Source organism: Thalassolituus oleivorans MIL-1 (assembly GCF_000355675.1).
Classification (GTDB): Bacteria; Pseudomonadota; Gammaproteobacteria; order Pseudomonadales; family Oceanobacteraceae; genus Thalassolituus; species Thalassolituus oleivorans.
This window is the reverse complement of the sequence record NC_020888.1, coordinates 2,658,752-2,672,648: the sequence shown is the minus strand read 5'-3', so window position 1 is coordinate 2,672,648 and position 13,897 is coordinate 2,658,752. Positions and strand designations below refer to the sequence as shown.

Annotated in this window: 8 protein-coding genes; all 8 read left to right on the top strand. The window is 45.9% G+C overall.

The window, feature by feature from the left end; translation table 11 throughout:
* The first annotated feature begins 44 nt into the window (after positions 1–44).
* A complete protein-coding gene (locus TOL_RS19095; RefSeq protein WP_173391450.1) occupies positions 45–365 on the top strand; it encodes a VanZ family protein in 321 nt (106 codons plus the stop codon).
* A 141-nt stretch (positions 366–506) separates the two neighbouring features.
* A complete protein-coding gene (locus TOL_RS12250; RefSeq protein ID WP_015487651.1) occupies positions 507–1,712 on the top strand; it encodes an outer membrane beta-barrel protein in 1,206 nt (401 codons plus the stop codon).
* Between the two features lie 76 nt (positions 1,713–1,788).
* On the top strand, positions 1,789–2,340 hold the full coding sequence (locus TOL_RS12245) for a polysaccharide biosynthesis/export family protein (RefSeq protein WP_015487650.1): 552 nt from the start codon (positions 1,789–1,791) through the stop codon (positions 2,338–2,340).
* A gap of 12 nt (positions 2,341–2,352) precedes the next feature.
* Positions 2,353–4,566: a GumC family protein gene (locus tag TOL_RS12240; RefSeq protein ID WP_081601136.1), complete on the top strand. Its 2,214-nt coding sequence runs from the start codon at positions 2,353–2,355 to the stop codon at positions 4,564–4,566.
* Positions 4,538–5,179, top strand: a complete 642-nt coding sequence (locus TOL_RS12235) for a hypothetical protein (RefSeq protein WP_015487648.1) — start codon at positions 4,538–4,540, stop codon at positions 5,177–5,179. The genes TOL_RS12240 and TOL_RS12235 overlap by 29 nt, the downstream gene beginning before the upstream one ends.
* 361 nt (positions 5,180–5,540) lie before the next feature.
* Positions 5,541–9,125, top strand: coding sequence for a flagellin N-terminal helical domain-containing protein (locus tag TOL_RS18445; protein ID WP_015487647.1), 3,585 nt, complete (start codon positions 5,541–5,543; stop codon positions 9,123–9,125).
* 63 nt (positions 9,126–9,188) lie between these two features.
* Entirely contained in the window at positions 9,189–9,572 is a 384-nt protein-coding gene (locus TOL_RS18440; RefSeq protein ID WP_025265039.1) for a flagellar protein FlaG, read from the top strand.
* Positions 9,573–9,695: 123 nt separating this feature from the next.
* Positions 9,696–13,649 carry a flagellar filament capping protein FliD gene (fliD, locus tag TOL_RS12220; RefSeq protein ID WP_015487645.1) on the top strand — a complete coding sequence of 1,318 codons (3,954 nt, stop codon included), beginning with the start codon at positions 9,696–9,698 and terminating at the stop codon, positions 13,647–13,649.
* The last annotated feature ends 248 nt before the right edge of the window (positions 13,650–13,897 follow it).

Below are 13,897 nucleotides of genomic sequence, written 5' to 3'. Positions count from 1 at the left end.
CTTTGTTGGTCGTGTTGAGTGTATGCAAGACAGCGGAGTGGTTTTTGCCTTCGATTAACGCTTTAGAGCATTGGTTGGGCGGCGATAAGTGGATGCACTTAAAATTAGCCACGATATTGTCCTTTTTGGCATGCTTTGCGTCAGAACGGGTGATAGAATTCGCGCTAGGACGACGTATACTAGCCGTGTTTGGATTTCTGGTAGCGGCACTGTTGCTGGATGAAGCACACCAGTATATTGTAGCGTCCAGACGCTTTGAGTGGCTCGATTCGGCCTACGGAGTGTGTGGATTAGTAGGTGGCATAGCCATTTACCTCGTCGTATTAATGATTACGTCACGCTTTGGGGAGCGGCGTAGTACTTAATAGAATGACGTTAACGATTGTTAATAGTAGCGACTGCAAGACACTGAAACTGTGATCTTGGTCGTGAAACAGATCATTGGTTGTGTGTGCGCCTGTGCACGGGACCTAAAATTTTTTATTTACAGGTATTAGGGGAAGTCTATGAAAGCCTGGAAGCTACCTTTGTGCGCTGCTATTGCAGCAGTAAGTTCTTCAGCTTATGCAGTTGAACCAAATGGTATTGATTTGGGAAGTGGTGTTACATTTTTACCGGGGTTTGAGTTGACTGTTAGTGATGACAGCAACATCTACAAGCTACCAGATGCAACTAAAGTTGATTCTACGGTTACTCGTTTGAAGCCATCTTTCGGTATTCAAGCTGACCTAGGCGCAACTCAGTTGACGGCTGGTTATGCTGCTGAAAAGGGTATGTACACTTACGATAACGATGACAACTATGTTGATCACCGTTTGTCTGCGTCTTCTAAATCTGAACTTACTTCACGTAGCGAAGTAGACTTCAATCTTAACTACAACATCGTTCACGATGACCGCGGTTCAGGTACTGCTGAAGGTAACGCTGCTATCGCGACTGAGCCTGATACATACGACGAAAAGGTTGTTGGTGCGGCGTACATCTATGGTAGCGATTCAGCCATGCTGAATGTTAAGCCATACGCTGAGTACTACAGCAAGCATTACACAAACAATCAAAACTTACCTTCTCCTACGACTGATCGTAACCACTCTAAGGTTAAGTTGGGTACTTTGTTGACTGTTAACGTAAGCTCTGCAACTAAAGCTTTGGTTGAAGTTCGCTCTACTAACATCAGCTATGAAGAAGATTCAGCAACTGCAGCCGCTCGTGAAGGTAACTTAATGAACCTGTTGGCTGGTGCTAGCTGGGACATTACTGGTAAAACCACTGGTGAAGTTAAGTTAGGTGCTTTGAAGCGTTCTTTCGACGATTCAGCCGTTGAAGATGACACTCGTTTTGCTTGGGAAGCTCAGTTGACTTGGAACCCACGTTCTTACTCAACCGTTACTTTCTTAACTCAACAAACAGCTAACGAAACTAGCGGCCCTGGTACTTACATTGCGTCTCAGTACAGCTTAGTAAGCTGGGATCATGAGTTTTCTCCATTTATGTCTGTTGTATTAGATGCCTCTTTGTCTAATGACGAATATGTTGATGATACTGCTGGCCGTGAAGATGAAGTTGTTAGCTATGGTGTGACTGGTGTGTTCTCTCCAAGCAAAATTTTGGATATCAAAGCGTCATTGAAAGATGAAAGCCGTAATTCAAACATTGCTGATTTAGACTACGACCGTCAAATCATCATGTTAGGTTTTGCTGTCGCAATCTAATTGCTAAGCGCCTTCCGAACGGCCTGCCAAGTCAGGCCGTTTTGGTTTTTGAAGTTTGAGTCAACGGGAAGTGTTCATGCTGCGCTTAGTTAGCCTGCTGTTTATTGTGTTGTGTTCTTTTTCCTCATTTGCTGAGGATAATTCATACCGGCTTGGAGCTGGCGATTTAATTACCATCAGTGTTTACGATGAACCCGACCTTAGTCAGGAAGTTCGTATTGGTCTTTCTGGTGATATTTCTTACCCTTTATTGGGTGATGTACGCGTTGCAGGTTTAAGCCCTAAAGAGCTTGAAATGAAGTTAGTAAGCGGTTTAAAAGGCCCTTATTTACTCGATCCTAGTGTGACCGTATCTATTCTTGAATACCGTCCTTTTTATGTCACTGGCGAAGTCGAAAAACCAGGCAGTTATGCTTTTCACCCAGGCTTAACCGTTGATAAAGCGATTTCTATTGCGGGTGGTTTTACTGAGCGTGCTTCTAAAAGCCGTATTTATGTTATGCATGATGATTCGGCGACTAAGCCTAATCATAAAGACTCCGATGGGCGTGCTGCCAAAGACTCGATCAAATTGTTTGATGTCGTTCAGCCCGGTGATGTGATCACAGTTGAGCAGAGCTTCTTCTGACGATTAAGCTAAATGGATAAGAGCAGAGCGAATTTAATGAATAATGCTGCCGCAGTAGAAGTAATTGATTTAACCCATTATTGGCATGTGATTCGTCGTCAGACGCGCAAAATCATGGCCCTAAGCGTAATTGCCACCATTATTGCGGTGTTAGTTGCTTTAGTGATGACCCCGATTTACCGCGCAACCGCGACTTTATTGATTGAATCGGAAGAAGCTAAGATTCTTTCGATTGAAGAAGTGTACGGCTTGTCGGGTCAGTCTTCTGAATATTTTTTAACCCAATTTGAAATTCTAAAATCTCGCGAGTTAGCCAAGCGTGTTGTGCTGCAGCTTGGCTTGGTGGACAACCCAGAATTTAACCCGTATCACGAAGCGAACGGTAAGTCTTTTTCGTTACGTGAATTTATTTTGGGTGCCAAAGAGCCGCCAACAGCAGACGAAGTGTTAGCCAAAACCATCGAGAATTTTTGGCAAGCAATTTCCATTGAACCGGTTCGTAAAACGCAGTTGGTTAAGATTTCGGTCGAGAGTCAATCTCCTGAATTAGCCTACACAGCGGCAAACGCTGTGGCTGAGGGTTATATCGAAAGCCAGATGGAAGCGCGTGTGGGGTTAACTCAGCAAGCGGCTGTGTGGTTGTCGGATCGTTTGGGTGGTTTGAAAGATAAATTGTCTGAGTCAGAGCGCAAATTACAAACGTATCGCGAACAGAATGATCTGGTCGATATTGAAGGTGTTAATACCTTAGTTGCGAAAGAAACCGATCAAATTACGGAGCGTTTAATTGATGCGCGTAGCCGTCGTTTAGAATTGGAAGGTACGTATCGTCAGTTGCAGTCTTTGGCTGAGCAAACCTACGAATCGTTAAGCAGCTTACCGTCGATTTTAAATAATCCTTTGGTGGTTAAACTGCGCGAAAACGAAACCAATGCTGAATTAAAAGTATCGGAGCTTTCGAAGCGTTATGGGCCTTTGCATCCGCGTATGATTGCGGCGCAATCGGATTTAGATGCGGTTCGTGATTCTGTATTTACGCAAATGAAGCGTATTGCTAACGGTATTGAAAATGATTTCTTGGTCGCTAAGTCGAAAGAGAATTCATTGCAGAGTGCCTTAAATAGCACGAAGGCACGTATTCGCGATATGAACCGTACCGAATTTGAATTAAATGATTATGTGCGTGAGGTACGTGCTAATCGTGGTTTGTATGAGACCTTCTTTAATCGTATTTCGGAAACTTCAGTAACTGGTGATCTGCAAACTGCAAACGCGCGTGTTATTGATCCTGCAGTATTACCAAAAGAGCCAATTAAACCGAATAAAAAGCTGATTGTGGCTTTGGCGTTGGTAGTGAGTGCGATGTTTGGTATTGCATTGGCGTTCTTGTTGGATGCGTTAGATGCGACGGTAAAAAATGCTGAAGATGTTGATCGTAAATTAGGCGTATCGTTATTGGGTATTGTGCCGTTAATTGCTAGCGGTAAGCGCAATAAGAAAATTGATCCTAATAAATTGGATGCAACTTTAGTGCGGGCCTTTGTCGAGGGATCGGATCATGGCTTCCAAGAATCGATTCGTACTTTGCGTACCAGTTTGACCTTGGCCAGTTTAGAAAATAAGGCTCAGGTAATGCTGTTCACGTCGTCTGTTCCGGGCGAAGGTAAAACAACAACATCGACCAACTTGGCGGAAGCTTTTGGTCAGATGGAAAAAGTTGTTTTAATCGATGCCGATATGCGTCGTCCTACGGTTGCCCGTAAGCTGAATATGCCGCCAAATAGCCGTGGTTTATCGAACGCTGTTGCCTACCCTGAGACGTTGGATGATTGTATTCACCATGTAGCTGATCTTGGTATTGATGTGATTCCGGCGGGGCCAATCCCACCAAATCCGTTAGAGTTGTTGGCGTCGAAAAACTTCAGTGCTTTGCTAGAAACACTGAAAGGCCGTTATGACCGCATTATTATCGACTCTGCACCGACACATGCGGTAAGTGACGCGACCTATCTATCGACACTGGTTGATGGTGTGGTGTACGTAGTTAAAGCCGATGAGACCAAAGATAAATTGATTACATCGGGCATTGCGCGTTTGCGTGACTCGAACGCTCGTATCTTGGGTGTGTTGCTGAATCAAATGGACGTTGAGAAAGAAGCTCGCTACGGCGGTCACTACTCGGGATATTACGACGGTTATGGCTACACAACCACAGAACAAAGCTAGCCTAGGTTCACGACTGGTTCGCCAGTCGTGGTGGTTGCTGTTAGTACCTGCTTTATTGGCGGCGCATCTTGGTTTGGTATCAACGCTATTGGCGATTGGTTCCGACCAAGAAGTGACGCTAGACGATAATGCCTATCTGCAATTAGCTAATTCACTGAATTTTAATAATCCCGAAGTTGATGCTGCATTAGCAAGATTTTTGCGTGCTCGTGCTTTATTAAAAGGGCAAGACGAGTGGCAAGAGGATTTGCAGCAAGCATTAGTGCATTGGCAAGCGGCCCAAGAAGAACGTCCGTTGTGGCCTTATTATCATGTGGGGGCACTCGATGTTGAATATTTGCTAGGTTCGCCTGCTGAAGTGCTTCAAGCGCGTATTAATACGTTAATGACTCTTGCGCCGAACGAACGTGGCATTGATCGTAATACCTTAGAGATTGTTATCCTATCTTGGCACAAACTCACACCAGACCAGCAAACCTGGGCTGTTAACCGCATTGCGAGTTCTAATCACAATACTCGCAAGTATTTATACGATTTTGCTGTGAAAAATAACCTCCGCAACACCCTCTGCACGCGCCTGCCGTGGAACCAAGTGAAAAGGCTCTGCCGGTAGGAAGTAGTCAGGTAGCTGTAGGAGGTTGTAGGAGGTACTCAGGGAGCGAAGCGAGCAGTGCCGATTATTAATCGCGACTACGAACAAAAAACGTTCGTTGAATCGCTCCTACACAATCTGTAACAATAATTTTTAGACTTAATTTCTCTCTGCGTCAAAAAAACTTTTCCTTAAAAATCAAAGATTTGTAACCCCTAATAATACTCCTCGTCGTACCTGTCATACCTTCGCTGCAATCTTCTAAAAAAAATATCTAAAGAACCTAAATATTGCGCCGTTAACCCCTATGACAAAGTCTGGTGGAGCACGAATAGCATCTGATATAGATGCCGGCTCCTTAAGCAGGTACAGGAGAACTACCATGCCACAAATTATTAATACCAACATTGCCTCGTTGAACGCTCAACGTAACTTGGACAAATCACAGTCCTCTAACCAACAGGCTCTGCAACGTCTTTCTTCTGGTCTGCGTATTAACAGCGCAAAAGATGACGCGGCGGGCTTAGCGATTTCTACTCGTTTTACCTCTCAGATTAAAGGTCTGAACGTTGCGGTTCGTAACGCGGGTGACGGTATCGCTCTAGCGCAAACAGCTGAAGGTGCGTTGGGTTCAATCAACGAAAACTTACAGCGTGTTCGTGAATTGGCGGTTCAGTCTGCTAACGCGACGAACTCTGACGTCGACCGTGACGCACTACAGGCGGAAGTTGATCAGCTAGTAGCTGAGATCACTCGTACTTCTGAAGAGACTGACTTCAACGGTCGTAAACTGTTGGATGGTTCTTTCTCTGCTACTTTCCAAGTTGGCGCTAACGCGGGTCAAACCGTAGACGTTTCTATCGCTGAGTTGACTTCTAATAAGCTGGGTTCTTCTTCTCAGTCTGGTTTAAGTGCTCGCGGTACTGATAACGCCTTAGAAAACGGCGATTTAGTGATCAACGGTGTAGCCATCGCAGCCTCTCGTGCAGAAGACGATACTTCGTCTGTTGCCAATAACTCTGCTTCTGCAATTTCTAAAGCTGAAGCCATCAACCGCTACAGCAGCGAAACTGGTGTAACCGCTCAGGTTAACCAAAACGTTGCTGGCGGTAGCGAGATGTCGGCGGTAGCCGGTTCAGGTACTTTCACTCTGAACGGCGTCGATATTTCTTTCTCGACTACAACGGATGCCGCACAGACTCGTGCTGCGATCTCTCAAGCGATTAACGCTGTATCCGATCAAACGGGCGTAAAAGCAGTTGATACGGATTCTGCATCAACGGGTGTCAACCTAGTTGCAGATGACGGTCGTAACATTACTTTGACCTTTGATACTGCTGATTTAAGCTCTATCACTGCAGATACATTTGCTTCTGCGACTGGCTTGGCAGGTGGTGCGGACAACGGTGGTTCAGGTACCGTTTACAGCAACACTTACGAAGGCGGTTACACTCTGATTGCTGATGGTGATCAAAAGTCTATCGACATTTCTGGTGGTAACGGTACTGGCCGTGGTGATTTGGCGAATGCTGGTTTAACTGCTGGTTCTTATGATCGAGCAGTAGCGTCTTCTGTATCAGCGAAAGTTACTGATAGCAGTGTTGCTTCTACTATCTCTGGTGGTTCTTTGACGAATGCTGTCGAGCGTACGGATGACACTACAGCTGCATTCAGCGGCGGTAGTTTTGCTAATCGTTTGATTGCTACGGCAGAAACCACTACTGCTGCTACTGAATTTGCAGTAGACGACGCGGGTACGGTGAATACTGCACAGGTAGCGGCGGGTCAAACAACGGCTCAAGCAGCTGCGACCTTAGATGGCGTATCAGGTGTAGACGTATCAGAACGCATTGAATTCTCGGTAAGTGATTATGCGACTGCGGCTAGCACCGCTGGTTCTTTGACGTTCGCTGGTGCGACGATCGCCTTAGCGTCTTCTGATAGCTTCACTGGTCCTACCGCGACTGCAGATCGTTTAACTGCCCTAGCCGAGTCTATTAACTCTTCTACTGGTTATACCGCCGGTGTAACGGTTACTGCTGAGCTAAGTTTCGATAAAGCCAGTATCAATATCACTGTGTTAGATGATACTCAGTCGGGCACAGGTCAAACCATCGTGAGTGATGCTGGTACGACTAGTCTGACAGCTACAGACTCAGCTGGTGCTATATCCGTTACTAACACTGCGTTGACTTTGCAAGGTAGCCTAGAGTTTTCTGCATCGACTCCTGCTAACAGCGTGAGCATTACCGGTACTGAAGCGGGCGGTGCATCTAACGGTGAGTTGTTCGCCGATGGTTCAGCGACAATCTCTACCGATGGCTCTGCGGCTCTGTCTACTTCTGGTGAGAATCAGTTGAGTGTGACTGTTGGTGATGCTGCTCCAGTGACTTCAACAATCGCTGCTAACTCTACAGTTGCTGATATCGCTAACGCAATTAACGTTGCCGATAACGGTGTTAAAGCGTACGAAGAGATCAATCTGTCAGCCGTTGATTCAACACTTGAGTCTGGTGATCAGTTATTAATTGCCGGTGTGAGTGTCAGTGTTTCTGGCGCTGCGGGTGATCTAGCGACGTTGGCAGACGACATCAATAAAACTGATTTCTCTGCACAAAACATCGACGTGTCAGCGTCTTTGGATGCTGACGGTAATCTAGCTCTGCAGATTCGTAACTTCTCTGCTACTGAAGTAACGATTCAAACTGATGCGCAAGGTCGTGGTGTTGCTCTAGATACAGACGCCAGTGGTGCTTATGTTGCCGGTACTGATGAATTTGCTAGCTCTGTAAGCAAGAATCTATCCGGTGAATTGAAGTTCTTCTCTGAAGATGGTCAGGATGTCACTGTTGCACTAGCTGACCCTGATGTAGGTGGTGAACTATACAGTGGTAGTTCAGCTTCTTCTGACTATACCGGTGTTAACGGTCTGCAAGATGGTGACTTGTTAGTTAACGGTGTGACCATTGGTGCAGCTGATGTAGGTTCTGATAAAGCATCTGCTACTGTATCTTCAGATGGCTCTAAGATCTTGTCTTCTGAGAAATCACAGTCTGCCATTGCAGTTGCTGCGGCAATCAATAAGGTTTCTGCTGAAACCGGTGTGACTGCTGAAGTCAATGCTACCGAAGTGGTTGGTGGTGACGGAACTAACGTTGATCTCACTCAGTTCGAAGAAGGTGATCAAGCGGGCATCTACATCAACGGTGTTGAAGTGGGTACTGTAACCTTACAGAACGATGGCTCTGGCACGTTAGATAGTGACCGTGCTCGTGCCGATGCGTTGAACTTGATCAACCAGAACGCAGGTAAGACAGGTATTACCGCGACAGACAACGGTGTGTCGTTAACCTTGACTGCAGCGGATGGTCGTAACGTTTCGATCGCGATTGACGATAAGTCAGGTGCGGATGCTTCAATTGGTGCGGTGATGGGCTTGGATGCTGCGGTTGATGGTATCGGTGAGGCGACTTTCGGCGCAGCTTCTGCTGGTGGTGCGGTATCTGCTGAAGGTGCGGCTTATGAAACCACTTACGGTACTGTGAAACTGTCTTCTGCGAGTGAATTCACGCTAGAAGGTGGCGCTAACGGTAATGGCGAGTTGGATGCTCTGGGCTTGAAGACTGGTACTTACGGTGGTGGTGAAGATGGTCAGTTCCTATCTGATATCGACATCTCTACCTTCGAAGGTGCAACGTCTGCAATCACTGCAATCGACAACGCCATTGGCCAGGTCGCTAGCCAACGTGCGGATCTCGGTGCGATTCAGAACCGCTTGGAATCAACAGTAAGCAACCTTCAAGTTACCTCTGAGAACTTGAACTCAGCGAACTCTCGAATCCAAGATGCTGACTTCGCGGCAGAAACCGCAGAGCTATCTCGTACTCAGGTGCTTCAGCAGGCCGGTATTTCGGTTCTAGCTCAGGCTAACGCAGCTGGCCAGCAAGTTCTGTCTCTACTGGGTTAATAGACGGAATAGGGTAGGCCTTAGGGCTTACCCGAGCTGACTCTGATACCAGTGAGGTGAGTTATGAATGAGCTGAGAATGAATTCGATGGATAGTGCTAATAAAGCAACTACACCATCTATTAATGGTAAACGAAGCCAAGAAGAAGCGATTACCGCCTACAGCGGTAAAGAAGGCGGCAAAGAATTGCCACAAGCGACTTCAGAGCTAAGTGTTGTAAGCAACGATCAAGTGAAGGAAGCAGTCTCTCGGATTAATGAATATGTTCAGCAAACCGAGCGTACTTTGGACTTTAAATTGGATGAAGCTAGCGGTAGAACAGTGATTAGTGTGTACGACAGGGCATCTTCTGAGTTGATTCGGCAGATCCCCGGCGAACTAGCACTAGAGCTGGCGCAGAAATTGAATGATGAGGAACCATCTTTGTTATTCAGTGCGCAAGTGTAACGGTAGAGTAAACAGCTCTACAGAAAAACCTGCATTGGCCGATAAGGACAATGTAGGTTTTTTTTTGCCTGCTACTTTTAGCAGACAGTGTTTTAACAGCCTGATAAGGCGTTGAGGTGAGACATGGCATCGATTGAGTCACTCGGACTGGGTTCAGGGGTACTGACCACGGATCTGGTTGATAAAATCATCACCGCTGAGAAAGAGGGCGGAGAGTTACGGCTGAATAATCGTCAGGAGTTAGTGGAAGCGAAAATCACTGCTTATGGCGAAATTAAGTCGTTGATGTCGACTATGCAGGCTTCGGTTAATACCTTGGCGAGCCCAAGTGAAGCTGGCGCGACAAAGGCCACCTCATCTAATGAAGATTTATTAACGGTCACGACATCCAGCTTGGCTGACCCTGGTTCATACAATATTGACGTATTAAATACGGCGAAGTCGCATTCGTTGGCGACGGGCACTTACACTAGCTTTGATGAGGTGGTGGGTACTGGGTCGTTAACCTTTAGTTTTGGTGATATCACCTACGACACCAATGGTGATTTCGTTAGCCAAACAGCTAATACCTCGACGCCAAGTAAAACGCTAGTGATCGACGAATCGAACCGTACCTTAAGTGGTATTCGCGACGCCATCAATAACGCCAATATGGGCGTTAGCGCTTCAATCATTAATGATGGTAATGGCTATCGCTTGTTAATGAGTTCCACCGCCACCGGTGAAGAAAATGCCATGCGCATTGTGGCTAAAGACAGTAGCGGTAACTTACTTAATTCTGGCTTGTCTGCTTTAGCCTTTAACGAACAGCAAAATGGTTCGGGTAACTTAGAGCAAACCAGCAAAGGTGAGGACGCACAGATCAGTGTTAATGGTCTGACCATCACGCGCAGCAGTAATGCCATTAACGAAGTAATTAAAGGCGTTACGATTAATCTGAAAGGCGCTGATGTTGGTAATACTGTTAACGTAACGGTTGAAGCTGATTCGGATACATTGGCTGAGAATATTCAGCGTTTTGTTGATTCGTATAATGAGTTGAAGCAGTTTGCCGATGACTTATCGAGCTACGATGCTGATAAACAGCAAGCCGGTTTACTGTTAGGCGATTCGACCATGCGCACCATTCAAAATCAAATTCGCGCGATGATTTCGCAGCCGATTGAAGGCTTAACCGGCACGGCGTATCGCTCGTTAACTGAGCTGGGTGTGAATACCGACAAGAACAATAACTTCTTGTTAGAATTTGATCAGTCCATATTTAAAACCGCAATGACGGCTGAACGTTCATCCATTGTGAGTATTCTAGCTAAGTCGGGGTCAACGACGGATGGCCAAATTACCTATGTAAACGATTCGATTAATTCTAAGCCGGGTACCTATGATGTTGAGATTACTCAAGTAGCGACTCAGGCTAAATACGAATCGGGTAAATTAGCTTTATTAGATTTTGCTTCGCCAGTAACCATTGACGAGAGCAATAATAGCTTTGGAATTAATGTTAATGGTAAGAATGCTAGCGTTACTTTAACCAGCGGTGACTATGCCACTGGTGAAGATCTTGCACGCGAAATAGCGTTACAGATTAATAGTGATTCAACCTTAGTTAAATCCGCCTATTCCGTGTCTGTGGATTACAGTGCGACGAATAAAAACTTTGCGATTACATCGAATAAATACGGCGCGGACTCTCAGGTGTTTATCACCTCGGTTAGCGGAAATACTGCTAACACCTTAGGCTTTAGTACACTCGGTAGTGGTACTTATGAAGGCATCAATTTAACCACGCTGAATGCCGATGCCTTTTTAGGCCAGGGAGCGAGTACTCAGATTGGCACGCGTCCGGTTGATGCCAATAAAGGCGTTGATTTCGCGACTAATAATGCCACCTTCTCATTAAATGTCGACGGCGGTGGGCCAGTTGCAGTTAATGTCTCTCTAAGTTCGCTAGGTGTTGATTTAAATGGCGACGGTACCTTTGGCGATCGCAAAGATACTTTGCAATCAATCCAAACCGCGATTGATGCGACGGCGTTGAATGGTCAGGTGGTTGCCTCATTTGATGATAATGGCTATTTGCAATTCGAAACTTCAGGCGTTGGCGCAGCAAAATCGATTGAAATTACCGGTATCGGTGCAACGACTTCAGACACTATTCTGGGGTTAGATGGCACCCAAGGTGTTCAGGCAAATGGTAAAGACCCTGGCTTAGAATTTCCGGCGGCCGTGAATTTTAAAGTTCAAGTGGATGGGATTGAAAGCGATACCTTTGTTTCTATTACTGCGGGTACTTATTTAACGGGTAATGACTTAGCCGCCGAAATTCAAACGCAATTAGCCGCTACGCTTGGTGCTGACGTCAATTTTGCGGGTGTAGTGAAAGGCGCAGAAACGTCGACAGGTACGCGAGATCTAAGTACCAATATTGATTTCCCCACCACTAATGCAGGCTTTCGTCTGAATGTATCGGGTGTTGAGCAAGATGTGCTGATTAATACCGACTCGGGCGATAATATTGTTGATATTCAAGCTGCGCTAGACACGGCATTTGGTGCCGGTGTTGTTACTGCTGCGCTTGATGGTACTGGTTTGAAGTTAAGCTCGGTTGCGACAGGGCATAACGAATTTATTGAAGTTGTGAGTGATGGCAGCGGCGCGAAAAGCAGTAGTTTTGCCGATATATCTACGGGCTTCGATTTTAGCCAGCCTGCGCAAAATGCGACCTTCACCTTAAATCTTGATGGTGTTGATCTTGCGGTTGATGTGAACGGCGATGGCACTTCGGGAAGCAATGATGCGCAGTCGAATTTAACAGTCATTCAACAAGCGGTTGATGCCGCATTGGTTGCCAGTGGTCAATTTGCCGCTGGTGATATAACCGCGGCGGTTGATGATAGCGGCCAATTATATTTTGAGAGTAACAGTAAAGACGGTGTTAAAACGGCCGGTACTTTTGGTTCGGGCGCAACCTTGAGTATTAGTAATTTGGGTGGCACTGCTGCGACAAGTTTAGGTATCAGTACCGAGACGGTTAGTAATGGCTACGATGGTGTCGGTATTTCTCAGAGCCGTACCTTTGGCTACGATTTAGATCCCGTTGTTAATTATAATTATGACGTTGAAAATGACACAGGTTCTTTCTCAATTCAAATTGGTGGTGAAGGTACTAAAATCGGTTTTACTGAACTAGATGCTGATGCTATAGCCTTCATGGGTTTACAAGATGTGAGCGTTTACTCACCTACCGCACCAAAGGGTAAGGATGTTGCCGGTAAGATTAATGGTGTTGAAGCTTCGGGATCGGGTCAGTTTTTACGCGCTGTCGATGGTAACGTTAAAGCTTCGCCGGGTTTTTATATCGGCGCAGAAGCAGCCGACTTTTCGACTCCGGTTACATTAGATGCAACCAATAACACCTTCAAAATTAAAATCGATGGTGTTGAAGCTGAAGTATCACTCAATCAGCCTGCGACTTATATCTCGGGCAGTGCCATGGCCAGTGCATTACAGACTGCGATTAATGAAACCAGCGCATTTAAAGATGAAGGTCTATCAGTAAAAGTCGAGTTCACCGATGATCCAACGTCTTTTGCTAATAATAAGTTCGGTATTATTTCTAATACTACCGGCTCCGATTCTTCGGTTGAAATATCAGATATATCGGGTGAAGCCTCGAATGTATTTGGTTTTACCCGAGGTATCGGCGATGGTGAACGCGGTAAAGAAGCCAGTGGTGCAGTGGATGATGCGTCGGGTTTACGTATCAAAGTGACCGGTGGTGCTGTTGGTGCGCGCGGAAGCCTTACTTATATCTCGGGTTTCGGTGATCAGCTAAAAACGATTTTGGATGGGTTCTTGAATTCAAGAGATGGTTTACTGACCGGAAAGCAGAATTCATTAGAAGATGATTTAGCCGTGATTGATGAAGATCGCGCTAAGCTTGAAGCTAGGATTTCGGCACAAGAAACGCGTTTGAAATCTCAGTTCGCTTACAATGATGCAATTATTCAAACGATTAATACCACGTTGGATTATCTTACCCAGCAGTTTGAAGCGATGAATAATTCGAAGAAGTAGGTGATTGAAGTATTTGACGCTGTGCCTATTCGTAGGAGCGGATCTCATCCGCGAACTACCTCGCGAAAAAGTTTCGCTCTTACAGTACAGAGCATTCGCCGCATGTAGGAGCGGATTTCATCCACGAACAACCTCGCGAAAAAGTTTCGCTCTTACAGTACAGAGCATTCGCCGCATGTAGGAGCGGATCTCATCCGCGAACAACCTCGCGAAAAAGTTTCGCTCTTACAGTACAGAGCATTCGTCGT

Bases quoted from the DNA above. Each gene is read 5' to 3' on its own strand.
- TOL_RS12250 (WP_015487651.1), top strand. From the start codon at position 507: ATGAAAGCCTGGAAGCTACCTTTGTGCGCTGCTATTGCAGCAGTAAGT.
- TOL_RS18445 (WP_015487647.1), top strand. From the start codon at position 5,541: ATGCCACAAATTATTAATACCAACATTGCCTCGTTGAACGCTCAACGT.
- fliD (WP_015487645.1), top strand. From the start codon at position 9,696: ATGGCATCGATTGAGTCACTCGGACTGGGTTCAGGGGTACTGACCACG.
- TOL_RS12240 (WP_081601136.1), top strand. From the start codon at position 2,353: ATGGATAAGAGCAGAGCGAATTTAATGAATAATGCTGCCGCAGTAGAA.
- TOL_RS18440 (WP_025265039.1), top strand. From the start codon at position 9,189: ATGAATGAGCTGAGAATGAATTCGATGGATAGTGCTAATAAAGCAACT.
- TOL_RS12235 (WP_015487648.1), top strand. From the start codon at position 4,538: ATGGCTACACAACCACAGAACAAAGCTAGCCTAGGTTCACGACTGGTT.
- TOL_RS12245 (WP_015487650.1), top strand. From the start codon at position 1,789: ATGCTGCGCTTAGTTAGCCTGCTGTTTATTGTGTTGTGTTCTTTTTCC.